The following is a 23,967-nucleotide window of genomic DNA, read 5'->3' on the forward strand; positions in this document are numbered from 1 at the left end:
GACCGGTCGCTGAACCATCCGGCTGTGGTCGCCCGGATGGGGCCGTGGCAGGCGCATCATGCGGGCCATCCGACGGCCACACGGAGCGACGACGATGACAGCCCGACCGATCATTGCCACCCTGCTGGCGACGCTGCTGCTGGCGGGCTGCGCCACCGACACCGGCCTGCGTGACGCCGAGCGGCTCGCGCTCTACCAGACCCACGCCGGCGAGCCGGTGAGCGCCTTCAGCTATTTCGGCAGCCTCAACGGCTGGACCCCGCTCGGCGACCGTGCGCTCGCAGTGTGGACGCGTCCGTCCGAAGCATGGCTGCTGGAATTGAGCGGCCCCTGCCAGGATCTCGCGTTCACCCCGACCATCGGGCTGACCAGCCAGATGAACCGGGTGCACGCGCGGTTCGACAAGGTCATCGTGGGCAGCGGCGGCGGCATCCGCATTCCCTGCCACATCGCCCAGATCCGCCCGCTCGACGTCAAGGCGCTACGCGCGTCCGAACGCGAGCTGCGCGAGGCGCGCGTGCAGCAGCGCGAGGGAGCCGAAGCGACGCCCTGATGCGCGCTGTTCGCGGCATCGCCGAGCGTTGCTCCCGAGGGTATCCCGGGACAGTGGTGGAGGGCCCCGGGTGCGCTTCGCTTACCCGGGCTACGGACTGGCTTCGCGTAGCCCGGATAAGGCCGGAGGCCGCATCCGGGGTCGCCGCGAGCTGTCGGCTGCGACTTTCGAGTGTGTCTCGGGACGGAGATCGAGAACCCCGGGTGCGCTTCGCTTACCCGGGCTACGGACTGGCTCGCGTAGCCCGGATAAGGCCAAAGGCCGCATCCGGGTTCATCGCACGCGTTCGTCTGCGACTCCCGAGGGTATCCCAGGACGGTGGTAGAAGCCCCGGGTGCGCTTCGCTTACCCGGGCCAGGAGGAGCGCGCGTGCGTCGCCGGCCGTCCACGCACGCGTGGAGCGGCTCAGGACTCGCCGTCGTGCGGCACGTAGCCTGCGGGTTTTTCGGCCCCACCGCCGAACAGGAACTTCTGCATCTCGCCCTCGAGGAAGGCGCGATGCTGCGGATCGAGCGGCGAGAGCCGGTTCTCGTTGATCAGCATGGTCTGGTGCGCCAGCCAGGCCGCCCAGCCCGGCTTGCCGACGTGTTCGAACACGCGCTTGCCCAGTTCGCCGGGCCACGGCACGAAGTCCAGCCCTTCGGCGTCACGTTGTTCATACTGGCAGAAGACGGTGCGTGACATGGCCTGCGTTTCCGGTTGAACGGGAGCCCATTGTAGAAGCGATGCGGCCAGCGGCACTCGCCGGCCGCGCGCCGTGTACGCGAGCACGCTCTGGATCCGGTCGATGCTGCCGGCTCCGCCGCGGGGCATGCGCAGGCGCCAGGTGCTTTCCGACGCGGCTATTGCTGCAGGATCCGCTCGAGCAGGGTGCGCACCGGCGCCGGAATCCCCAGCGCCGGCAGCTCGGCGCGCGCGACCCAGCGCAGGTCGGCATCGTCGCGCACCGCGGCGGCCAACGACACGTCGCACCAGGCCAGCGGACGCAGCGTGAGCCGGTAGTGGGTGAATGCATGCGTGATCGGGTCGAGCGCGTCGGCCGCCTCGTATCCGCCGCCCACGTGTCGCTGGAACCACTCGCGCGCCTGCACTGCGTCGGCATGCTCGGGCAGCGACCACAGCGCCGCCCAGATGCCGGTGGGCGGCCTGCGCAGCAGCAGCACGCGTCCGGCGCCGTCGTGCAGCAGCAGCGCCAGCGCTTCGCGTTCGGGCAGCGGCTTGCCGGGACGTGGCGTGGGCAGCTCGCCGACGCGCCCGGCGCGCAGCGCGGCACAGTCGTGCTGTAGCGGACACGGCACGCAGGCCGGATCGTGCCGGGTGCACAGGGTCGCGCCGAAATCCATCTGCGCCTGGGTGTAGTCGGCCATGCGGCCTTCGGGGACGCCGGCCAGGTGCGCCTCGGCGAGCGTCCACAGCCGCTTCTCGACCGCCGGCGTGCCCGGCCAGCCGTCCACCGCGTGCACGCGGCACAGCACGCGCTTGACGTTGCCGTCGAGGATCGCCACCCGGTCGCCCCATGCCTGCGACAGGATCGCGCCGGCGGTGCTGCGGCCGATGCCGGGCAGTGCGAGCAGGGCATCGAAGTCGTGCGGCAGCTCGCCGTCGTGATGCTCCACGCACTGCCGCGCGGCGGCGTGCAGGTTGCGGGCGCGCGCGTAGTAGCCGAGCCCGGACCACAGCGCGAGCACCTCGTCCAGCGGTGCCGCGGCCAGCGCGCGCACGTCCGGCAGGGCGGCGACGAAGCGTTCGAAGTAGGGCAGCACCACGCGTACCTGGGTCTGCTGCAGCATGATCTCCGACAGCCACACCCGGTAGGGCGAGCGCGGGTGCTGCCAGGGCAGGTCGTGCCGCCCGGAGACGTCGAACCACTGCAGCAGCTGCGTGGCGAAGCGGTCTGCGGGTCCGGTCATGGGGCAGGCGCAGTGGCGGCGGGGGCAGGGTCGTCTTCGAACTCGAGCACCACGCCTTCGAGTTCGGCGCCCGAGATATCGATGCGCGCCGCCTGCAGCCGCCCCTGCAGCGGCGGCAGCGGCGAATCGCGCGTCGGGGCCGTGGCCCAGTCGATCAGCGCGGGCACGTCGAGGCGGCCATCGAAACGCAGGTCGTCGCGCGTCGCCTGCAGCGACAGCGGCGCCGACAGGTCCGGCGCGCCGCGGTAGGCGAGCGAGAGCGCCAGCGGCGCGCGCGACGCGCCGAGCGGCGGCGGCAGCGTCGGCCAGGCCGACGGCCAGGTCGCGATCCGCCCGTCGACCTCGAACAGCAGTCGTCGCCCGTAGGCGATGCGGCCGCGCGCATCCAGCGTCGGCACCAGGCCGTCGCCGCGCAGGGCGATGCCCGCCGGCACCAGGGTCCAGGCATCGGCATGCAAGCGCAGCGGGCCGTGCAGGCCCAGGGAGAACGGCGCGACGGTGTCGCCGGCGAGCAGGCGTCCGCGCGCGCCGAAGCGCGCGGGCAGCAGCCGCAGTCCATCCTCCCAGTGCAGCGCGCCGGACAGCAGGATCCAGGCCGGCACCTGCCAGCCGTCGCCCTGCGGCGCGACCGGGCCAGCCAGCGCGAAGCCGTGTCCGCTCGCCGGCCGCACGAGGCTCGCGGCGAGCGCGAACGGCGCGCGCCGCGCGGCATCGACATAGCGTCCGGACACCTGCGCCTGCAGCGGCCGTCCGGGATCCAGCCGCGGAAGCGCCAGCCGCAATGCGTCCACGCGCCAGCCGTCGCCGTCGACGCGGCCGCCGGTCACCTGCAGCCCGTCGCGGATGAGCGGAAGGCGGCCATCGCCCGGTGGGCGCGTCGAGAGCCAGTGCTGCAGCGCCGGAAGATCGAGCACCGCGCCGTCGAGTTCCACGCGTACGAGTTCGAGCGGATCACCGAGCGCGCGGATGGTGCGCCAGGGCAGCGCCACGAGCACCCGGCGCGCCCGCAGCAGCGGGCGGGCAGCGCCGGGTTCGCGCGCGACCAGGTGGCGCACCACGAACGTCGGCCGCGCACCGAAGCGGGAGGCGGCATCGCCCTCGGCGCTGATCTCCAGCCCCATCGACGTGCCGACGCGCGCAAGCACCAGGGGCACGATGCGTTCGGGCGGGAACGCCAGCCAGAGCACGAGCCACAGCAGCAGCGCCAGCGCGACCGGCACCGCGCACAGCACGATCGCGATCCGCGCCCAGCGCCGGCGCGCCCGCGGCGTCGCGGACTGCGCGCGGCCGGCGTTCACCCGCCGAGGCGTTCGGGCAGCAGCGCGTCGACGAAAGCCTCGGCGTCGAACACGCGCAGGTCCTCCGGGCGCTCGCCGATGCCGGCGAAGCGGATCGGGATGCCGAACTCGCGCGCCAGCGCGAACACCACGCCGCCCTTGGCGGTGCCGTCGAGCTTGGTCACCACCAGTCCGGTGACCTTCACCGCGGCATTGAACTGGCGCAGCTGCGACAGCGCGTTCTGGCCGGTGGTGCCGTCGATCACCATCAGCACTTCGTGCGGCGCGGACGGGTCGAGCTTGCCGAGCACGCGCCGGATCTTGCCCAGCTCGGCCATCAGGCCCTGCTGCGTGTGCAGGCGGCCGGCGGTGTCGGCGATCAGCACGCCGGTGCCGCGCGACTTCGCCGCCTGCAGCGCGTCGAACGCGACCGAGGCGGGGTCGGCGTCCTGGCCCTGCGCGATCACCGCCACGCCGTTGCGTTCGCCCCAGGCCTGCAGCTGCGCCACGGCGGCGGCGCGGAAGGTGTCGCCGGCGGCCAGCATCAGCGCGTGGCCCTCGTCCTTGAAGCGCCGCGCGAGCTTGCCGATGGTGGTGGTCTTGCCGACGCCGTTCACGCCGACGGTCAGGATCACGAAGGGCTTCGCGCCCGCGTCGACCCGCAGCGGGATGGCGATCGGGCGCAGCATCGCGACCAGGTCTGCGCGCAGCGCCGCGAGCAGGGCGTTCGCGTCGGCGAATTCGCGCGCCTTCATCCGCTTGCGCAGGTCCTCGACCAGCTGCGTGGTGGCGGTGACGCCGACGTCGGCGGTGAGCAGGGCGCTCTCGATCTCGTCGAGCAGGTCGTCGTCGAGTTTCGGATTGCGCGAGAACAGGCCGCCGAGCCCGCGTGTGAGCGCGCTGCCGCGCAGGCGCTCGCGCCAGCCGCGCCTGCCTTCCGCGGCAGGCGCCGCCTGACTGCCGGAACCGTCCACCGCATCGGCCGCGGGAATCGACGGTGGCGCCGTGACAGGTGCGGGTGCCGGCGCCGCGGCGGTGGCTGCGGGCGAGGACGTTGGCGGCGCAACCGTGGCAGGCGCGGCGGGCCCCCGTCCGGAAGTGGACGCGGGCGACGCATTCGATGCGGGTGCGGCCGCGTCACGCTGCCCCGGTACTGCGGGCGCGTGGACGGGCGCAGGCGAGGGCAGTGCTGCAGGCGCTGCCACGGGTACCGATGGCGCGGAAGCAGGCGCAGGCGCGGCAGGCGCGTCGGGAACGGTGGTTCGGGCGTGCGTTTCGGACGCAGACGCCTCCGGAGCCGCCGGAGTGGCGGGCGTGGTGTCGGACGGTTCGCTGGCGGGCGCAGGTCGCGGAGCGTCGGCGGACGGCGCGGGTTCGGCGCGCGCGGCATCGGGGAACGCCTCAGCCAGTTCCTCGATGCTGTAGCCGCCCTTGCGCTCCGGGGCGCGTCCGTCCTCCCGCTCGCCGGCGGCGTCGGAGGCGGGCTTCTTGCGGCCAAACAGTCGGATCATCGGACGACGCGCGGACCGGTGGGGGAGGTCCGAAGGCCGGACATGCTACCACCGGGGCACGGGGCGACCCGTGACTGCGGACCCTTGTGCAGGCGCGTCCGGATGCGGTTCTATCGCATGTTTCCACCGCCCGCAGGTCCGACCCGATGCCGCTTCGCTCCACGCTTTCGATCGCCGCCCTGATCGCGCTCGCGCCGCAGCTGGCGGGTGCGCAGGCCGCCATCCCGCAGTCGCCTGCGCCCGTCGCCGCGCATGCCGGCGCGGACGCGCCGACCGCGGCCGACCTCGCGCTGCGCGCGCTGTACGAGCGCGAGTGGGCGTGGCGCCAGCAGGAGTTCGCGCAGGAGAAGATCGACGGCCGCTGGCAGGCCTCCTCGCGGCTGCCCTCGGTCGCGGCCGAGGACTGGGAGCGCCGCGTCGCCTACTGGACGCAGGTCCTCGCCGAGCTCGATGCGATCGACGTGGCGCAGCTGTCGCCCGGCGAGCGGGTGAACGCCGCGGTGTTCCGCGCGATGGTCGAGGCCGACCACGCGTCGACCGAGTGGCGCACTTGGGAAGCGCCCTTCAACAGCGACTCGTTCTTCTGGGGCTACTTCAACCCGAGCCAGCCCTACGCGCGCGAAGGCGAGTGGGAGCGCCTGCTCGGGCGCCTGCGCGACGTGCCCACGTACTTCGACCAGCAGATCGCGAACATGGAGCGCGGCCTGGACCGCGGCTGGAGTGTGCCGCGCGCGAGCATCGAGGGCCGCGACCGCACGCTCGAGCCCTATACCCGCACCGACGCGGGCAACCCGTTCCTGGTGACCTTCGACGCGATCCCCGCATCGGTGCCCGAACCGCGCCGCAGCCAGCTGCGCGAGGAAGGCCGCCGGCTGGTGCTCGAGCGGCTGGTGCCTGCCTACACGAAGCTGCTGGCTTTCCTGCGCGAGGACTACCTGCCGCGCACGCGCACCACGATCGCCGCCAGCGACCTGCCCGACGGGCGCGCGTTCTACCGATCGCAGGTCCGCGAATACGTCACCCGCGACATGGACCCGCGCGAGATCCACGCCGTCGGCCTGGCCGAGGTCGAGCGCATCTCGGCAGAGATGCGCGAGGTGATGGCGCGCGCCGGCTTCGAGGGCAGTTTCGAGGAGTTCCTGCAGTTCCTGCGCACCGATCCACGGTTCTACGCGCGCACCCCGCGCGAGCTGCTGGCGAGCGCGGCCTACGTGGCGAAGAAGGTCGACGGCCAGCTCAAGCACGCGTTCAACACCCTGCCGCGCTACCGCTTCACCATCATCCCGGTGCCCGACGACATCGCGCCGATCTACACCTCCGGCCGCGGCGGCCTGGACGCCTGCCTGTTCAACACCTACGACCTGCCGTCGCGCCCGCTGTACAACCTGCCGGCGCTGGTGGTGCACGAATGCGCGCCCGGACACAGCTTCCAGGCCGCGCTGGCGCTGGAGGCGCCCGCGCGCCCGGATTTCCGCCAGCAGACCTACTTCTCCGGCTACGGCGAGGGCTGGGGCCTGTACACCGAATGGCTCGGCACCTCGATGGGCATCTACGAGACGCCGTACGAGGATTTCGGCCGCCTGACCTTCGAGATGTGGCGCGCGGCGCGGCTGGTGATCGACACCGGCCTGCACGAATACGGCTGGAGCCGCGAGCAGGCGATCGACTACCTCGCCAGCCACACCGCGCTCGCGCGCCACGACGTGGAGACCGAGGTCGACCGCTACATCTCCTGGCCGGGGCAGGCGCTGTCCTACTACCTGGGCTACCGCACGCTGCGCGAGCTCCGCGCGGAGGCCGAGCGCGAACTGGGCACCCGCTTCGACCAGCGCCCGTTCCACGACATGGTGCTGGCGCTGGGCTCGGTGCCGCTGCCGGTGCTGGAGGCGGAGGTGCGCGCGTTCATCGCCGCACAGAAGGCCGCGCTCGCGCCGTGAGCAGGCCCGCGGGCAACGTGCGCATCATCGGCGGTCGCTGGCGCGGCACGCGCTTGCCGGTCGCCGACGCGCAGGGCCTGCGGCCGACCTCCGACCGCACCCGCGAGACCCTGTTCAACTGGCTGCAGCCGGAGCTGCCGGGTGCGCGCGTGCTGGACCTGTTCGCCGGCAGCGGCGCGCTCGGCTTCGAGGCGCTGTCGCGCGGCGCGCGCGAGGCGTTGCTGGTCGAACGCGATCCGCGCCTGTGCGAGGCGCTGCGCGATACCGCGCGGCGGCTGGACGGTGGCGACGCCGCGACCGTGGTGCAGGCCGATGCGCTCGCGTTCCTGCGCGCGCCGCTGCATGGACGGTTCGACATCGTCTTCGTCGACCCGCCGTTCGATGCCGGCCTGTGGGATGCGGCGCTCGCGCAGCTCGATCCGTGGGTCTCCAACCGCGCGTGGCTGTATGTCGAAGCTCCGCTGCGGCGCAGCATGACGCCCCCTGCGGACTGGCGCCTGCACCGCGACGGAACCACGCGCGAGACGCGCCACGCCCTGTACCGGCGCGGCGACTGAACCTGCGCCCGCCGCGCTGCTACACTCCACGCGATTCAGGACCCGACTGCGCCACCGCCCACGCCATGAGCCAGGCCCGCAACCGCACCGCGGTCTATCCCGGTACCTTCGACCCGATCACCAACGGCCACGTCGACCTCGTCGACCGCGCCGCGCCCCTGTTCGAGCGGCTGGTGCTCGGCGTGGCCGCGAGCCCGTCCAAGCGTCCGACGCTGCCGCTCGAACTGCGCGTGCGGCTGGCGCGCGAGGCGCTGGCGCGGCATCCCAACGTCGAGGTGTGCGGCTTCGATTCGCTGCTGGCGAATTTCGTCCGCGAGGTGGGCGGCGGCATCCTGCTGCGCGGCCTGCGCGCGGTGTCGGACTTCGAGTACGAGTTCCAGATGGCGAGCATGAACCGGCACCTGATCCCCGAGGTGGAAACCCTGTTCCTGACGCCCGCCGAGCAGTACGGCTTCATTTCCTCGTCGCTGGTGCGCGAGATCTCGCGGCTGGGCGGCGACGTGTCCGGGTTCGTCCCGGCCGCCGTGGCCGATGCCCTGCAGGCCGAGTGGCAGCGCGACGCCGGCTGATACCGTCCACCCCACACACTGACCCACGGAGTCCCACGATGAAACTCATGAACACCCTGGCGCTGGCCGCGTGCCTGGTGCTGCCGCTGGCGGCGTGCAAGAAGGAAGAGGCCGCTCCGGTCGAGGCGGCCCCGGTCGCTGCCCCCACCACCGACGACAAGGCCGCGTGGCAGGCCTACCTGAGCGACCAGGTGCCGCGCCACATGGATGGCATCACCAACCAGCCCTACGTGTACCGCGTGCCCGCCAATGCGACCGACCCGGAGGAATACAACCGCCTGCTCGACAAGGCCAAGATGGACGTGGCCCGCGGCATCGTGAAGGGCAACATCCTGGCCTACGCCGGCCTGGATCCGACCAAGACCGCCGACCTGGTGGTCGCCGCGTTCGAGCAGGTCACCCCGAACACGATGAAGGGCGTGCGCGTGGTCTACATCGGCGATCAGGCCAACAGCGAGCGCGTCCGCGCCGCGGTCGAGCCGGCCGGCGTCGAATACGTCTTCGCCGAAGCCAAGTGACCTGACCGGCCACGCCCGCTCAGCGGGCGTGGCTGCCGGACGCGCCACCCCGGCACAGGCGGGAGATCCGGCCCCGGAACCCCCGGCGGCCTTGCGGCATCGCTGCCGGCACGACAGCCCGGTGCAGCCGCCTTCCGGGCCCGCGCGCCCGCACCCGCAGCGGCACAGGTCCGAGCCGCCCGCCGGCGCACGCGCCTGCGTTCCGCGCATGGAACGGGGCCGCGGCGGCGCAGCGCTTACAATGCGTGCATGTCGCTGAAGATCAACGAGCTCTGCGTCAACTGCGACGTCTGCGAGCCGGTCTGCCCGAACCGGGCCATCGCGCAGGGCGAGACGATCTACGTCATCGATCCGGCGCTGTGCACCGAATGCGTCGGCCACTTCGACGAACCGCAGTGCGTGGTGGTGTGCCCGGTCGAATGCATCGACCCGGATCCCGACCATCCCGAGACCGAACCGCAACTGCTCGCCAAGCTGCGCCGCCTGCAGCAGGAGTCCGCATGACCCGTTCCCGCCCGCTGATGCTGTTCGCCTGCCTGCTGTTCGTCGCGCCGCTGTGGGCGCGCGACACGGCCGCGCCCGACGCGCGACCGCCGGGCGCGGCGATCGCCTCGGCCCATGCGCTCGCCACCGACGCCGGGTTCGAGACCCTGCGCGCCGGCGGCAACGCCTTCGACGCCGCGGTCGCCGTCTCCGCGGTGCTGTCGGTGGTCGAACCGATCTCGTCGGGCCTCGGCGGCGGCGGCTTCTTCCTGCTGCACGAGGCCAAGACCGGCAAGGACGTCTTCATCGACGCGCGCGAGATGTCGCCGGCCGCCGCCACCCAGGCGCGCTACCTCACCGCCGACGGCGAGTTCGACCGCGACCGCGCGGTCAACGGTCCCTGGGCCGCGGGCATTCCCGGGCTGCCCGCGGCGTTCGTGCACGTGGCTGGCGAGTACGGACGGCTGCCGCTGGCGACCTCGCTGGCGCCGGCGATCCGCATCGCCCGCCAAGGTTTCCCCGTCTACGAGCGGTTCTCGCGCGGCTACGCGCAGCGTCGCGAGGTGATGGAGCGCTACCCCGGCACGCGCGCGGTGTTCCTGGCCGGTGGCGCGGCGCCGAAGGACGGCGACGTGTTCCGCCAGCCGGACCTGGCGCGCACGCTGGAACTGCTCGCGGAGAAGGGTTTCGACGGCTTCTACCGCGGCGAGGTCGGCGCGAAGCTGGTCGCGGGCGTGAATGCCGAAGGCGGGCAGTGGACCGCCGACGAGTTGGCCGCCTACACGGTGAAGGAGCGCGAGCCGATCCGCTTCCGCTACAACGAGTGGGACATCACCACCGCGCCGCCGCCCTCGTCGGGCGGCATCGCGCTGGCGCAGATGCTGCAGATCCTGTCCGCCTGGGACCTGCCCGCGCTCGACGAGCCGCTGCGCGTGCACCTGGTGACCGAGTCGATGCGGCGCGCGTTCCGCGACCGCACCTTCTACCTCGGCGACCCCGACTTCGTGCAGGTGCCGCAGCGCCTGCTCACCAGCCCCGACTACGCCGCCGGCCTGCGCGCCACCATCAATCCGGCGAAGGCCACGCCGAGCGACCTGCTCTCGGGCGAGCCCACGCCGCTGGAGGACGAGGAGACCACCCACTTCTCGATCATCGACGCGGAAGGAAACCGCGCCGCCGTCACCCAGACCGTGAACCTGCTGTTCGGCTCGGGCCTGGTGCCGCCGGGCACCGGCGTGCTGCTCAACAACGAGATGGACGATTTCGCGCTCAAGCCCGGCACGCCCAACGCCTTCGGCGTGATGGGGTACGACGCCAATGCGCCGGAACCGGGCAAGCGCATGCTCAGCTCGATGACGCCGACCTTCATGCAGTCGCCCGACCGCGCGGTGGTGCTGGGCACGCCGGGGGGCACGCGCATCATCACCATGGTGCTGCTGGGCATCCTCGGCTACGACGCCGGGCTGGACGCGCAGGGCGTCGCCGCGCTGCCGCGCTACCACCACCAGTGGATGCCGGACCGGATCGACGCCGAGAGCGGCGCGTTCACGCCGCAGGTCGCGCAGGCGCTGCGCGCGCTCGGCCACACCGTGCGTCTGCCGGGCGACGAGGCCGAGGGCGGACGCGGCTCGAGCCACGTCTGGGGCAACCTGCAGACGGTCGAATGGCGCCTGGGGGACAATACCCTCCACGGCGGCAGCGACCCGCGCAATCCCGTGGGCAAGGCGGCGGTGCAGGCGGTGGCCGCGCCGGCGCGCTGACGACGACGGCCGCGGGGCCGCCGCGACCTGCCATCTCCCCGCCGCAAGGAGGACCGCCATGAAGCTCTGGTCGATCGAAGGCAACTCGCAGCGGCTCGACGGGGGTTCGATGTTCGGCAACGCGCCGCGCGCGCTGTGGACGCGCTGGGCCGAGCCCGACGCCGCCAACCGCATCCGCCTGGCCACGCGCGGGCTGCTGGCCACGCCGCTCAACGGCCGCACGGTGCTGTTCGAGACCGGCATCGGCGCCTTCTTCGATCCGCGCATGCGCGAACGCTTCGGCGTGGCGGAGGAAGGCCACGTCCTGCTCGACTCGCTGCGCGCGGCGGGCGTGGAGCACACCGACGTCGACGTGGTGGTGCTCAGCCACCTGCACTTCGACCATGCCGGCGGCCTGCTGGCGCCGTGGCAGCGCGACACGCCGCCGCGCCTGCTGTTCCCGAACGCGACCTTCGTCGTCGGCCGCCGCCACTGGCAGCGCGCCTGCCAGCCGCATCCGCGCGACCGCGCCAGCTTCATCCCGGAACTGCCGGGTTTGCTGGAAGCCAGCGGCCGGCTCGAATTCGTCGACGGCGACCGCACGCCCGCGCTCGGCGACGCGGTGCGCTTCCACTACAGCGACGGCCACACGCCGGGGATGATGCTGGCCGAGATCCTCGGGCCCGACCTGCGCGAGGGGCGGCCGCACGGCGGCGTGGTGTTCTGCGCCGACCTCGTGCCCGGGTTGCCGTGGGTGCACGTGCCGATCACCATGGGCTTCGACCGCTGCCCCGAACTGCTGGTCGACGAGAAGCAGGCCTTGCTGGAGGACATGCTGGTGCGCGAGGTCCATCTTTTCCTGACCCATGATCCGGAGACGTCGCTGGTGCAGCTCGCGCGCGACGAGAAGGGCCGCTTCACCGCGATCCATCCCGTCGCCCGGCTGGCGGCGCGGGCGCTGGGCGGGGCAGGGGGAGCGCCATGATGCCGCGCATCACCCTGCTGGTCGCGTCGCTGCACGTGCTGCTGTACGTGGTGCTGGCCCTGCGGGTGGTCCTGCACCGGCGCGCGAGCCGGATCGGGGTCGGCACCGGTGGCGATGCGGCCATGGCCCTGCGCGTGCGGGTGCACGGCAACTTCGCCGAGTACGTGCCGCTGGCGCTGCTGATGCTGGCGCTGCTGGAACTCTCGGCGATGCCCGCCGCGCTGCTGTGGACCTGCGGCGTGGCGCTGCTGCTGGCGCGGGTGCTGCATGCGGTCGGGCTCGGCCGGTCGCCGGGCTACTCGTTCGGCCGCTTCGCCGGCACCCTGCTGACCTTCCTGGTGCTGCTGGCGATGGCGCTGGCGGGGCTGTGGCGCTTTCTGGTGGTGTATACGCTCTGACCCGGGGGCGCGTGCCGGCAGGCGCGGGTCTTAGCCCGGGCGCTGGCGCCGCGGCCGCTGGGGAGACTGGGCCTCCACCACCGTCAGGATCGCCTGCCGGAACTGCTCGCTGCAGGCGCGGAAACCCTCCAGCAGGCGACGCTCCACCGGATCGTCCACGAACTCCGCGTCCGCGGCGGGGATGCCGTCGCTCGGCGCCTGCGGCGTGCCGCGGCCGGTGGCGAGCCACTCGTAGGACACGCTGGTGGCGAGGGCCAGCTCCGACAGGCGCTCGGTGGACGGAAACACGCGCCCCTTGGCGCTTTCCCAGTTGCCCACGGCGCTGCGGCTGACCCCCAGCGCGGTGGCCAGGTCCGCCTGCGACATGCCGGCGCGCACGCGCGCGGTGCGGATGCGGGTACTGAGCTTCATCGGCTGGCTCCTGCGGCGCGGGCGCCCGCCCGCGTGACGGGCCGATACTACAGCAATACTGACTGGTCAGAGATATTGACAACGCTTGTCCACCATCGTTGTCAATATTTGGCAAGCCACTGAGACTGCAATACATATTTTGAACACGTCAGCGATACTGACGCGCTTTGGGTCCCCCGACCCATTGCGTGGGCGGTGGCCATGGGCCAAGTTTGCTCCCGTGTGGTCGCGTCGGCTCCAAGGATGGACGCCATAGGAGCAACTCCGCAGGGAAAAGCTGGAAGCTAGCGCAGGTTTGGTTGGGCCGACGGTCTCCGTCGGCCCAACCGGACCGGTCCTTCCCCCCGTCGGGTCCCTCCCGACATGCGTCCGGCTCCGCTTGCACGTGGCGCCGGATGCCCCGAGGATCGGGGCATGATGCCCACCGCCTCGCTCCGCACCCTCGCGCTTCCACTGATGCTCCTGGTCGCCGTGCCGCCGGGTACCCTGGCCGCGGCCGCTGACGCCGCTGACGCCGCCGGCGCCGCTGTCGCGACGTCCCCGCCCGCCATCCGCGTCAACCAGCTCGGCTTTCTCCCCGGTTCGGCCAAGCTCGCGCTGGTCGAAAGCGTGGACGGCGGCCGGTTCGAGGTGCTGCGCGATGGGGACGGCTCGGTGGCCCGGGCAGGGAGGCTGTCACCGGCCGCCGAATGGGCGCCTGCCGGACGCCGCGCGTCCGTGGCCGACCTCGGCGCGCTCGCGGCCGGCCGCTACCGGCTGCGGGTGGACGGCGTCGAGGCACCGGAGCCGTTCGCGGTGGGTCCCGACGCGTATGCCGCCCTGTCCGATGCCGCGCTCAAGGGCTTCTACTTCAATCGCGCCGGCACCGCGCTGGCGCCGGAACACGCCGGGCCGTACGCGCGCGCGGCGGGCCATCCCGACACCGAGGTCGAGATCCATCCGTCGGCGGCCTCGCCGGGCCGGCCGGCCGGCAGCACGATCTCCGCGCCGGGCGGCTGGTACGACGCCGGCGACTACAACAAGTACGTGGTGAACTCGGGCATCACCATGCACACCCTGCTGGCGGCCTGGGAGGACTTCCCGGACTTCTTCCGCGGCCGCAACATCGGCATTCCCGAAAGCGGCAATGCGGTGCCCGACCTGCTCGACGAAGCCTGGTGGAACCTGCGCTGGATACTGGCGATGCAGGACCCCGCCGACGGCGGCGTCTATCACAAGCTCACCAACCTGCGCTTCGACGGCGCGGTGATGCCCGACGCCGCGCGCGAGCGGCGCTACGTGGTGCAGAAGGGCACGGCGGCCACGCTCGACTTCGCCGCGGTGATGGCGCAGGCCGCGCGCGTGTACGCCGGGTTCGAACCGCAGTTCCCCGGCGTGGCGGCGCGGATGCGCGAAGCGGCGGAACACGCTTGGCGCTGGGCGCAGGCGCATCCGGACGCGGTCTATCGCCAGCCCGACGACGTGGTCACCGGCGCCTATGGCGACCAGGCGTTCGACGACGAGTTCGCCTGGGCCGCGGCCGAGCTGTTCGTGCTGACCGGCGATGCGGGCTACCTGCGCGCGTTCGACCGCCATGCGCGCGACCCGGACGTGCCGTCCTGGGCGAGCGTCGGCGCGCTGGGCTGGGGCGCGCTGGCGCGCCATCGCGAGCGTCTGCCCGACGACGCGACGCGCGCGCGGGTGGAGGCGGCGATCGACGCCCTGGCCGCGCGGCTGGCGTCGCAGGCGCGCGATTCGGCCTGGCGCATCGCGATGCAGCCGGAGGATTTCGTCTGGGGCAGCAGCGCACAGGCGCTGAACCAGGCGCTGATGCTGGTGCAGGGGTATCGCCTGTCCGGCGAACGGACGTACCTCGACGCCGCGCAATCGCAGCTCGACTACGTGCTGGGGCGCAATCCGCTGGGCGTGTCGTTCGTGACCGGGCACGGCGCGCGGACGCCGATGCGCATCCACCATTGTCCATCGCAGGCCGACGGCATCGACGCACCGGTGCCCGGGCTGCTGTCGGGCGGGCCGAATCCGCGCCAGCAGGACCGCGAGGAGTGCGCCCCGGCCGGCGGCTATCCGTCGACGCTGCCGGCGCTGTCGTGGATCGACCACGACTGCAGCTACGCCAGCAACGAGATCGCGATCAACTGGAACGCGCCGCTGGTGTACGTCGCGGCGGCGATCCAGGCGCTGACGCCGGCGGAGTAGGGCGACGCCTCACGGCGGAGGCTCAGTCCAGCCGGGTGCCGAAGATGCGGTCGCCGGCGTCGCCCAGGCCGGGCAGGATGTAGCCTTTCTCGTTGAGGCGTTCGTCGATGGCGGCGGTGTAGACCTCCACGTCCGGATGCGCCGCCTCGAGCGCGCGCAGGCCTTCCGGCGCGGCCACCAGGAAGATGCCCTTGATGCGCCGCGCGCCGGCGCGCTTGAGCATCCCGATGGTCGCGATCAGGGTGCCGCCGGTCGCCAGCATCGGGTCGAGGATCAGTGCGTCGCGCTCGTCGAGCCGGCCGGTGAGCCGCTCGAAGTAGGGCACCGGCTGCAGGGTCTGTTCGTCGCGCTGCAGCCCGACCACGCTCACCTTCGCCGCCGGGATCAGCGCCAGCACGCCGGGCAGCATGCCCAGGCCCGCACGCAGGATCGGCACCAGGGTGATCTTGGCGCCGGCGATTCGGCGCACGGCGACCTCGCCGGCCCAGCCCGGCATCGTCGCGGGTTCGGTCTCGAGGTCGGCGGTCGCCTCGTACGCCAGCAGGGTGCCGAGTTCGGTCACCAGTTCGCGGAAGGCCTTGGTGCTGAGCGAGGCGTCGCGCAGCAGGCCGATCTTGTGCTGGACGAGCGGGTGCTGGACTTCGACGGTTTTCATGGCGGCGGTAGCGGGGAACGGCTGCGGGCAGTCTGCATCAATCGATGCGCCTGGACAAAAGCGTGCGTCTCGTGAACCCATCCACTGCGATCGGGTATCTGGCGGCGCAGGCCAGCGCCAGCGCTGCTCGAACGACGGTGGGGGCTTCCGCTGGACGGCGCGTCCGGCACAACGTCGTTTCAGGAGCGATGCCGAGATCGGGGCCTCGGGTGGACGGCGCGCTCTGTCGACCGGGGGTCGCTCTTCCCTCGGTCGGGGCTTCCTGCCCCGACTCGGGCGCGCGCCATCCATGGCGCGCTCGACGCGACCCCCGGTCGCCAAGGCGCGCCTCCGCGTCACCGGTCACGCGACGCTTCCTTGAGGTGACGCTGCTTGGGGAAGCGGATGCACCCTCTCGATCCGCTGCGGCCTTCCGGAGACGCGTAGTGACGCCGCAAAAGGCGTTGAAATGTTCCGGAACGGGCACCCGGAGCGATTGTCGATCAAACCGGTCCCCTTCCCGGGTGCGCTTCGCTTACCCGGGCTACTCGCTGGGAATGCAGGCCGCTCTGGACTTGCCAGCGCGACGCGGTCGCACAGATGCGAAGCGACGTGATGTGAAGCCGCCACGCAGCAGCGCGCCGGGCGGGGACCGCGCAAGCGGCACACGGATGTGCCGCGTCGGGCATGGGCGCTGAAGAAGGTTTCGGAGCCGGGTGCGCGGAACCGGAGTCGATCGACCTGGCCCTGCCCCGGGTGCGCTTCGCTTGCCCGGGCGACGCGCGGGAGGTTCGGGGCGGATCGATCCGCCCCGATGCCCCCGCGACCGCGTCAGAACGCCCAGCGCATGACCAGCTGGTAGCTGGGGCCGGCGTCCTCGGTTTCCAGTTCGTACTCGTCGTAGTCGCGGTCGATCTGGTCGCCGAGGGTGTCGAACTTGTGGAAGAACTCGTCCTTGGACGCGTCGAGCAGGTTCGAGGCCGACAGGCGCACCGAGACGCTGTCGCCGAAGCGCTTCTCCACGAACGCCTCCAGGTCGGCGCCGTAGCGGATCGTCACCTCCTCGGCCAGGATGCGCGTGTAGGCGTCGCCCTGCTTGCGGTAGGACAGGCCGAAGCTCGCATCGACCGTGGGCAGGTCCTGGATGAAGCCGACGTTGAAGGTCGAGCGCGCCTGGTCGTTGAAGCGGCGCTCGCCGAGGAAGTCGTCCACCTTCGACTTCACCCATGCGTAGTTCATGAACACGCCGGTGTGCTCCATGCCGAATGCGGTCAACGGCGTGGACAGGTCGAACTCGACCCCGTACACCTTGCCGTCGCCGACGTTGCCGGAGGAGAACACGAAGCTGTCGGCCGGCTCGGCGGCCATCGCCTCCTCGATGCTGGCGTACTCGCCGTCCTCCGCCAGTTCCTCCCACGTGGCGACCGCTTCCTCGCTCGGCGCGCCGGTGTTGACCAGCTCGATCAGGTCGGACACGTCGCGGTAGAACAGGTTGACGCCGAACACGCCGCGGCGGCCCAGGCGGCGCTCGTAGCCGAAGTCCAGCCCGTTCGCGGTCTCCGCGTCGAGCTGCGGATTGCCGATGTAGTCGTTGTCGCCGAACTCGCCGTCCAGCAGCGCCGGCACCAGTTCGTTGAAGTTCGGGCGCTTCACGCTGCGCGCCAGCGACAGGCTCAGCCGGTCGGCATCGGTGAGGTCCCACTTCAGGTGCAGCGAGGGCAGCAGCTCGTCGTAGTCCTTGCGCGATTCGCCTTCGCTCTCGCCGTCCTCCACGTAACGGATCTCCGACTCGGTGGTCTCCAGGCGCAGGCCCGCTTCCCACGCCAGCACGCCCGCCCGGCCCGAGAACATCAGGTAGGGATCGAGCCGGGTCTCCTCGATCACGCTCTCGACCGTGCCGTCGATTTCGTAGACCACCGGATCGCCCTCGGACTCGGCCTCCCATTCGTAGAAGGTGTGGTCGATGTCGCGCTCCTTGCGGCGATAGTCGATGCCGAATTCCATCTCCGTCGCGGCGCCCAGATCGCGCTTGTGGGCGATCTCGAAGCGGGTCTCGGCATCCTTGGCGTCGATCGCGAGCGACTCGCCTTCGGCTTCGTCCCACTCGCCGTCGACGTAGGCGTACGACTCCTCGCTTTCGACGCTGTCGTCCTCGAAGCGCGCGTGGTCGACGCCGAGCTCGGTGGTGCCGCCGGCCATGTCGAAGCGGTATTCCACGCCCAGCCCCCAGTTCCTCTGGTCGACTGTCGAGCGGCCGGGCACGTCGGCGGTGATCACTTCGCCGTCGTCGTACTCCTCCTCGAACGAGACCTCGGTGATGTCGCGGTCGGTCTTGACGTAGAAGCCGTCGACGCCCAGGCGCCCGGTCTCGCCCACGTCGACGGTGTAGGACACGTTGCCGGAATAGTCGCGGCCGTCCTTGACCTCGACCTGGTCCTCGAAGCTGACCAGCTCGTCCATCGACGGGTCGGAGAAGCGGTCGGAGCGCTTGTTCTTGGCCCGGTAGCGGTCCTGCACATTGACTCCCGCCAGCACGCGCCCGCCCAGCGCCTCGCCGCTGGTGACCGCGCCGAAGGTCGGGTTCACCTCGCCGTCGAAGGCGCGGTTCACGCCCACGCGCAGGTAGCTGCCGTCGAACGCGTAGGCATCGCGCAGGACGATGTTGATCGCGCCGGCCATCGCGTCGCCGGAGCGGTTGGCGCTGTTGCTGCGCAGGATCTCGATCCGGTCCACCATCTCGGCGGGGATGCGGTCGACCCAGAACGAGCGGTCGTCGCCGGCACCCGGCACCTGCTTGCCGTTGATCAGCACCTGGGTGTAGCCGCCGCCCAGGCCGCGCAGCTGCACCCCGTCGTACTCGCCGATGTCCGAGCCGACGAAGGCCGCGCCGGGTAGCCGCTTGACCATGTCGCCGACGGTGTTGGGTTCGAAGCGCTGGAAATATTCCAGGTCGTAGCTGAGCACCGGCGCGGTGTCGTCGGTGCGGTTGCGGTAGGCGATCTCGCCCTGCACGACCACCGCGTCGAGGTCCTTGGGATCGCCTGCGATCGCAGTCGCGGCATCGGTGGTGGTGTCGGGCGCGGCGAGCGCGACGCCGGCCGGCAGCAGCAGGGCGCAGGCGAGAGCGCGTGACAGGCCGATGGCCAGTGCGTGACGTGTCATGTGTGGGGTCTGCGGGGTGGGAAATGAACAAAACTTTCACCCCGCCATATGTCGCTGCGATGACAGCTCCGCGGCCACGTCACCGTTTCAGCGGCGCGACGCGCGCAATCCCGTCTCGGGAATGTCACATTTGCTTCATACGATCCACCGCCACATGCAGACCGTTCCGAAGGCTTCCATGACCATCGACTTCCGCAGCGTGCCGCTGGCGCTCGCGCTCCTGTCCCTTGCCGCGTGTACGACTTCGCCCCGCGCCGGCGCGCCTGCCGCCGACGCATCCGCGACCCCGACGGCCGCAGCCGACCGCGAACCGGACGAGTACGAGGACGACGATGTCCTGCTGCGCGACCACGACGTGCCGCACGTGGTGGTGGGCGAAGCCTTCGTCACCGTATCCACGCCCGACGACAACATCGATTCGCCGGCCAGCTGGATCGAGGGCGGCCGCCGCATGCTGGTGGCCACCGCCAAGGCGACCGACCAGCTGGTGGTGTACGACGGCGCCACCGGTAAGCGCCTGCGCGCGATCGGCGGCACCGGCGACGGCCCCGGCCAGCTGCGCCGGCCGAACGGCGTGGCGACCATCGACGACCGGGTGCTGTTCGTGGTCGAGCGCGACAACCGGCGCGTGCAGGCGTTCTCGTTGCCGGCACTCGAGCCGCTGGTCTCGTTCGGCCAGGACGGGCTGCGCCAGCCCTACGGCCTGTGGGTGCGCCCACACGACGGCGGCTACGAAGTGCTGGTGAGCGATGCCTACATGGACGGCGAGGACGCGCAGGGCGAGGACATCGTGCCGCCGCTGGCGCGCCTGGACCAGCGGTTCCGCCGCTACCAGGTCGAGGAGCGCGACGGCGCCTGGCGCGCGCGCGAGACCGGAACCTTCGGCGACACCACCGCGGCCGGCGCGATCCGCGTGCCCGAATCGCTGTTCGGCGACGCCGCGAACGACCGCCTGCTGGTGGCCGAGGAAGACGTGCCCACCGGCACCCGCCTGCGCGAGTACGACCTGCAGGGCCGTTATCGCGGGCGCGACGTCGGCGCCGGCCAGTACGTGGCCCAGGCCGAGGGCATCGCCCTGATGCAGTGTGCGGACGGCAGCGGTTGGTGGGTGGCGAGCGACCAGTTCGCCGACCGCACCGTGTTCCACCTCTTCGACCGCACCCGCCTGACGCACGTGGGCTCGTTCGCCGGCAAGGTGACCGGGCTGACCGATGGCGTCTGGCTGGACGCGCGCGGTGACGCGCGGTTCCCCGAGGGCGTGTTCTACGCCTCGCACCTGGACGAGGCGGTTGCGGCGTTCGACTGGCGCGACATCGCCGCTGCGCTGAAGCTCCCCGCATGCGCGCGCTAATCACGCGCAGGAGTGGGGCGCTGCTGGCGGCCGCGCTGCTCGCGGCGGCTGCCGCGGCACCGTCGGCCGCGCGCGAGGATGCGCGCACGCCCGAACCGAATACGCGCGTGCCTGCCGGCGTGCACCTGTACCGGCCGTCGGTGTTTCCCGACCGCATCGTCGCCTCGCCGCTGCAGGACGCGGGCGAAGGCCTTGCGTTCGCCTGGCGCACCGATGCGTCGGTGCAGGCGCCGCTGCTCGAGATCGTCCAAGCGGGTGATTCGCCGGACATGGGCCAGCCGCGCCGGATCGCCTCGACGATGCGCGAACTGCGCACCGAGAACGGCGCCGCGCACCACCACCTGGCCCAGGTCGACGGCCTGCGTGCCGACACCCTGTACGCCTGGCGCGTGCAGGGCGGGGGCACCTGGAGCGCCTGGCACCACACCCGTACCGCGGCGGCCGCTGACGCGCCGCTGACCCTGCTCTACTTCGGCGACACCCAGAACAAGAACGTGAGCCTGACCACGCGCGTGGTGCGCGAAGCGATGCGGCACGCGCCCGATGCGCGGCTTGCGCTGTTCGCCGGCGACCTGGTGAGCGGCGGCGATGGCGAGGACGACACCGAGTGGGGCGAGTGGTTCGAAGCCACTGGCGCGCTGCCGACCTCGATGGCGGTGGCGCCTGCGGCGGGCAACCACGAGCATTTCGAGGAGTTCGAGGACACCCCGCGCGAGCGTCGCGTGCTGGGTGCGCACTGGCCGCTGCAGTTCGCGCTGCCTGGCAACGGCGCGCGGGGCGCGGAGCGCACCACGTACTGGTTCGACTACCACGACGTGCGCATCGCGGTGCTCGACGGCACCTCGGCGCTGGACCTCGGCACCGCGCAGGCGCAGGCGCGCTGGCTTGACGGCGTGCTCGCCGGCAGTCCCCGGCGCTGGAGCATCGTCATGATCCACCAGCCGTTCTATTCGCCGCGCGCCGGGCGCGACAATGCCGAACTGCGCGAGTACCTGCTGCCGGTGATCCGGCGCCATGGCGTGGACCTGGTGCTGCAGGGACACGACCACGTCTACGGCCGCCGCCTCGACGAGGGCGGGCGGTTGCCGGTATTCGCCGTCTCGGTGACGGGCGCCAAGCAGTACCGGCTTTCGCCCGGCGCGCGCGACACGATGGCGCCGGTGGCCGAGGACACCCAGCTGTTCCAGGTCATCCGTGTCGACGGCGACCGCCTGCGCTACGAGGCGCGCACGGCGACCGGGCGCCTGTACGACGCGTTCGAGCTGGCGGGGCCGCGCGGAGGGCGTCGGCTGGTCGAACAGGCGGACGGGCGCATCGACCAGCGCCTGTGTTCGCGTGCCCGGACGCTCAAGGGACGCAGCGACCGCTGCTGGGAGTGAACGCCGTGCGCTGGAATGCCCGGCGGTGCCGCCGTCGTCCCGCTGCGGGACGCACGCACGCGCGTCGTTCCGCGGCACTCGCGTGCGCGCTGCTGGCGCTGGCGCTGCCGCTGGCGGCGATCGCGAAACCGCCGCCCGAGGCCCAGGTGCGCCACCCGTTCCTGGCCGCGCAGCCGGATGAGGTGCCGGCGTCCGCGGTGATGGCGGTGGAGATCCCCGCCGGCGGCGCGATCAAGTACGAGATCGGCAGCGACGGCCTGGTATTCGTCGACCGCTTCCTGCCGATGCCGGTCGCCTATCCGGCCAACTACGGTTCACTGCCGCGCACGCTGGCCGGCGACGGCGATCCGCTCGACGCGCTGGTGCTCACGCGCACGCCGCTCCCGCCGGGGGTGCTGGTCCGTTTCCGCCCGATCGGCGTGTTGCGCATGGTCGACGCCGGCGAACGCGACGAGAAGATCATCGGCGTGCCGGTCGACGCGGTGGATGCCGCCTACGCCGACATCCGCGACATCGACGACGTACCGGCCACCGAGCGCGCGCGCATCGAAGCGTTCTTCCGCCTCTACAAGGACACGGGCAACAGTACGAACCCGGTGCAGCTGTCGGGCTTCGGCGACGCGGCCGAAGCCCGGGCGCTGCTGCGCGAGGCGATCGCGCGTTTCGCGGCGCGGGACGCCGCCCCGCCCTGACCGGCCCGTCAAGCGCGGTGCGCGTGGCGTTGCCGGTGGCTCGCTCCGTCAGGCCGCCTGCGCCGTCGACTGGCGCGGCCCTTCGCGCAGCGCCTTGCCCACCATCGAGACCAGCAGCTCCAGTTCGTCGGCCGTGGTCTCGAAGCGCGGGGTGAAGCGCAGCGAGTTGGCGCCGCCGTGGATCACGCCGATGCCGTGCTCGCGCAGCCACTCCTCGGTCGAGCCGGCGCCGTAGCACTTGAACTGCGGCGCGAGTTCGCACGAGAACAGCAGGCCGGTGCCCTGGACCTTCGTGATCAGGCCGCCGAGTTCGGCCTTCAGCGCTTCCAGCCGCGCCACCGCCTCGCGGCCGCGCGTGCGGATGTTCTCGCGCAGTCCGGGCGTGATCGCCTCCAGCACCACGCAGGCCACGTCCAGCGCGCGCGGGTTGGTGGTCATGGTGTTGCCGTACACGCCGCTGCGGTAGAGCGCCGCGGTCGCTTCGGTCACCGCCAGCACCGACAGCGGGTACTGGCCGGCGTTGAGCGCCTTGGAATAGGTTTCCATGTCCGGCGGCTCGCAGCCTTCGAACCCCGGGTAGTCGACGATCGACAGCACGCCGTGCGCGCGCAGGCCGGCCTGGATCGAGTCCACCAGCAGCAGCGAGCCGTGCGCGCGGGTGAGTTCGCGCGCCACGTCGTAGAACGCGCGCGGCAGGGCGCGGCCGGGATCGCCTTCGCCCATCACCGGTTCCAGGAACACCGCCTCGACGAACCAGCCGTTGGCCTCGGCCTCGGCGAACGCGCGGCGCAGCGCGTCGGCGTCGTAGGGCTCGACCGCGATCAGCGAATCCTCGCCGCGGAAGCTGGCCAGGTGCCGCTGGTAGGTCTTGCGCGTCGAGTCCGAATACAGCGCCGGGCGCTCGGTGCGGCCGTGGAAGCTGCCCTTGACCACGATGCGCTTGACCTTGGCGCCGGCATGGCGGCCGCCGGGGTCGGTCATCTGCAGGGTGTTGACGTCGGCGATGCGCGCCGCGAGTCCTACGGCTTCCGAACCCGAGTTCAGGCACAGGAAGCGCGCGAACGGGCAGCCGCCGCGGGTATGGCCGATCTCGCGCCGCAGCGCGCGGTCGAAACGCAGCTGCGAGAGGTTCGGCGTCATCACGTTGGCCATCGCCTGCGGCCGCGCCATCGCTTCGAGCACCGCCGGCGGCGCATGGCCGAAGCCGAGCATGCCGTAGCCGCCCGAATCGTGGACCACTGCGCCCTTCAGGGTCACGATCCACGGCCCGCGCGCGGTCAGCGCCACGTAGGGGTTCACCGCGTCGGTGGCGTAGAAGTTCACGTAGCCGGCCTGCACCGCCTCGATCTGCGCGGCCTCGTCGAGGTCGAGCAGGTCGGCGGCATCCTCGCGCAGGCGCGCGTACTCTGCCGCCGCGGCGTCGATCGCCTGGCGCAGCTCCGGGTGGGTGGCGGCCATGCGCTCGATGGTGGCGTCGTCGAGTCCGGCGGTGCGGCGCTGGCCGCCATGGGCGCGCAGCGGGGCGAGGGCGTCGGTCAGGGGCATCGGGCGTCTCCTGCGGTCGGAGGACCCGTGACCCGGGGCGGCGGGCGCGGGTCGCATGGGTGGCGCCGGAGGCATTGCGCGCCCGGCGAAGTGCCTATTATCTCGATCCTGTCGGCACAAGACAGGGTCGATCTGCGCAATTTCCAGTACGATTTCGTCG

21 protein-coding genes are annotated in these 23,967 nt (G+C 71.9%); 13 read left to right on the forward strand and 8 right to left on the reverse strand.

Annotation, left to right across the window (positions count from 1 at the left end; all coding sequences use genetic code 11):
* Positions 1-94 precede the first annotated feature (94 nt).
* Complete coding sequence (locus QFW80_RS15835; protein ID WP_280602933.1) at positions 95-553, forward strand: DUF6491 family protein; 459 nt, start codon at positions 95-97, stop codon at positions 551-553.
* A 405-nt stretch (positions 554-958) separates the two neighbouring features.
* On the opposite strand, the gene QFW80_RS15840 is transcribed toward QFW80_RS15835, so the two are convergent.
* The 4 genes from QFW80_RS15840 to ftsY all read right to left on the reverse strand — a co-directional run bounded on the left by QFW80_RS15840 (position 959) and on the right by ftsY (position 5,251).
* On the reverse strand, positions 959-1,237 hold the full coding sequence (locus tag QFW80_RS15840) for an oxidative damage protection protein (RefSeq protein ID WP_280602934.1): 279 nt from the start codon (positions 1,235-1,237) through the stop codon (positions 959-961).
* 158 nt (positions 1,238-1,395) lie between these two features.
* The gene (mutY, locus tag QFW80_RS15845; RefSeq protein ID WP_280602935.1) at positions 1,396-2,463 is read right to left on the reverse strand and encodes an A/G-specific adenine glycosylase; all 1,068 of its coding nucleotides are present in this window, start codon (positions 2,461-2,463) and stop codon (positions 1,396-1,398) included.
* Positions 2,460-3,761, reverse strand: a complete 1,302-nt coding sequence (locus QFW80_RS15850; protein WP_280602936.1) for an AsmA family protein — start codon at positions 3,759-3,761, stop codon at positions 2,460-2,462. The genes mutY and QFW80_RS15850 overlap by 4 nt, the downstream gene beginning before the upstream one ends.
* Positions 3,758-5,251 (reverse strand): signal recognition particle-docking protein FtsY, encoded by a 1,494-nt coding sequence (ftsY, locus tag QFW80_RS15855; RefSeq protein ID WP_280602937.1) that lies wholly within the window; start codon positions 5,249-5,251, stop codon positions 3,758-3,760. Before ftsY ends, QFW80_RS15850 begins: the two co-directional genes overlap by 4 nt.
* 146 nt (positions 5,252-5,397) lie before the next feature.
* Between ftsY and QFW80_RS15860 the strand changes: the two genes are divergently transcribed.
* The 8 genes from QFW80_RS15860 (at position 5,398) to QFW80_RS15895 (ending at position 12,437) form a co-directional block, all read left to right on the forward strand.
* A complete protein-coding gene (locus QFW80_RS15860) occupies positions 5,398-7,188 on the forward strand; it encodes a DUF885 domain-containing protein (protein ID WP_280602938.1) in 1,791 nt (596 codons plus the stop codon).
* Positions 7,185-7,745, forward strand: coding sequence for a 16S rRNA (guanine(966)-N(2))-methyltransferase RsmD (gene rsmD, locus QFW80_RS15865; RefSeq protein WP_280602939.1), 561 nt, complete (start codon positions 7,185-7,187; stop codon positions 7,743-7,745). Before QFW80_RS15860 ends, rsmD begins: the two co-directional genes overlap by 4 nt.
* A gap of 65 nt (positions 7,746-7,810) precedes the next feature.
* Positions 7,811-8,314, forward strand: a complete 504-nt coding sequence (coaD, locus tag QFW80_RS15870) for a pantetheine-phosphate adenylyltransferase (RefSeq protein WP_280602940.1) — start codon at positions 7,811-7,813, stop codon at positions 8,312-8,314.
* Positions 8,315-8,352: 38 nt separating this feature from the next.
* Positions 8,353-8,832 (forward strand): hypothetical protein, encoded by a 480-nt coding sequence (locus QFW80_RS15875; protein ID WP_280602941.1) that lies wholly within the window; start codon positions 8,353-8,355, stop codon positions 8,830-8,832.
* Between the two features lie 249 nt (positions 8,833-9,081).
* Positions 9,082-9,336, forward strand: coding sequence for a YfhL family 4Fe-4S dicluster ferredoxin (locus tag QFW80_RS15880; RefSeq protein WP_280580416.1), 255 nt, complete (start codon positions 9,082-9,084; stop codon positions 9,334-9,336).
* Positions 9,333-11,075 (forward strand): gamma-glutamyltransferase, encoded by a 1,743-nt coding sequence (gene ggt / locus QFW80_RS15885; RefSeq protein WP_425603589.1) that lies wholly within the window; start codon positions 9,333-9,335, stop codon positions 11,073-11,075. Before QFW80_RS15880 ends, ggt begins: the two co-directional genes overlap by 4 nt.
* A gap of 58 nt (positions 11,076-11,133) precedes the next feature.
* The gene (locus QFW80_RS15890) at positions 11,134-12,039 is read left to right on the forward strand and encodes an MBL fold metallo-hydrolase (RefSeq protein ID WP_280602942.1); all 906 of its coding nucleotides are present in this window, start codon (positions 11,134-11,136) and stop codon (positions 12,037-12,039) included.
* Positions 12,036-12,437: an MAPEG family protein gene (locus QFW80_RS15895; protein WP_280602943.1), complete on the forward strand. Its 402-nt coding sequence runs from the start codon at positions 12,036-12,038 to the stop codon at positions 12,435-12,437. Before QFW80_RS15890 ends, QFW80_RS15895 begins: the two co-directional genes overlap by 4 nt.
* A 30-nt stretch (positions 12,438-12,467) precedes the next feature.
* On the opposite strand, the gene QFW80_RS15900 is transcribed toward QFW80_RS15895, so the two are convergent.
* Positions 12,468-12,848: a helix-turn-helix transcriptional regulator gene (locus QFW80_RS15900; RefSeq protein WP_280602944.1), complete on the reverse strand. Its 381-nt coding sequence runs from the start codon at positions 12,846-12,848 to the stop codon at positions 12,468-12,470.
* A 417-nt stretch (positions 12,849-13,265) separates the two neighbouring features.
* On the opposite strand from QFW80_RS15900, the gene QFW80_RS15905 reads away from it, so the two are divergent.
* Positions 13,266-15,044 carry a glycoside hydrolase family 9 protein gene (locus QFW80_RS15905; RefSeq protein ID WP_425603601.1) on the forward strand — a complete coding sequence of 593 codons (1,779 nt, stop codon included), beginning with the start codon at positions 13,266-13,268 and terminating at the stop codon, positions 15,042-15,044.
* A gap of 22 nt (positions 15,045-15,066) precedes the next feature.
* Here the strand turns inward: QFW80_RS15905 and upp are convergent, their stop codons facing one another.
* Positions 15,067-15,699 carry a uracil phosphoribosyltransferase gene (gene upp / locus QFW80_RS15910; protein WP_280602946.1) on the reverse strand — a complete coding sequence of 211 codons (633 nt, stop codon included), beginning with the start codon at positions 15,697-15,699 and terminating at the stop codon, positions 15,067-15,069.
* An 810-nt stretch (positions 15,700-16,509) separates the two neighbouring features.
* Complete coding sequence (locus QFW80_RS15915) at positions 16,510-18,840, reverse strand: TonB-dependent receptor plug domain-containing protein (RefSeq protein ID WP_280602947.1); 2,331 nt, start codon at positions 18,838-18,840, stop codon at positions 16,510-16,512.
* A 178-nt stretch (positions 18,841-19,018) separates the two neighbouring features.
* Between QFW80_RS15915 and QFW80_RS15920 the strand changes: the two genes are divergently transcribed.
* The 3 genes from QFW80_RS15920 to QFW80_RS15930 all read left to right on the forward strand — a co-directional run bounded on the left by QFW80_RS15920 (position 19,019) and on the right by QFW80_RS15930 (position 22,262).
* Positions 19,019-20,191, forward strand: coding sequence for a phytase (locus tag QFW80_RS15920; protein WP_280602948.1), 1,173 nt, complete (start codon positions 19,019-19,021; stop codon positions 20,189-20,191).
* Positions 20,179-21,570 (forward strand): purple acid phosphatase family protein, encoded by a 1,392-nt coding sequence (locus QFW80_RS15925; RefSeq protein ID WP_280602949.1) that lies wholly within the window; start codon positions 20,179-20,181, stop codon positions 21,568-21,570. Before QFW80_RS15920 ends, QFW80_RS15925 begins: the two co-directional genes overlap by 13 nt.
* An 89-nt stretch (positions 21,571-21,659) precedes the next feature.
* The gene (locus tag QFW80_RS15930) at positions 21,660-22,262 is read left to right on the forward strand and encodes an inorganic diphosphatase (protein WP_280603081.1); all 603 of its coding nucleotides are present in this window, start codon (positions 21,660-21,662) and stop codon (positions 22,260-22,262) included.
* Between the two features lie 48 nt (positions 22,263-22,310).
* Here the strand turns inward: QFW80_RS15930 and QFW80_RS15935 are convergent, their stop codons facing one another.
* The gene (locus tag QFW80_RS15935; protein ID WP_280602950.1) at positions 22,311-23,807 is read right to left on the reverse strand and encodes an aminotransferase class III-fold pyridoxal phosphate-dependent enzyme; all 1,497 of its coding nucleotides are present in this window, start codon (positions 23,805-23,807) and stop codon (positions 22,311-22,313) included.
* Between the last annotated feature and the right edge of the window lie 160 nt (positions 23,808-23,967).

Source organism: Luteimonas rhizosphaericola (assembly GCF_029888045.1).
GTDB lineage: Bacteria > Pseudomonadota > Gammaproteobacteria > Xanthomonadales > Xanthomonadaceae > Luteimonas > Luteimonas rhizosphaericola.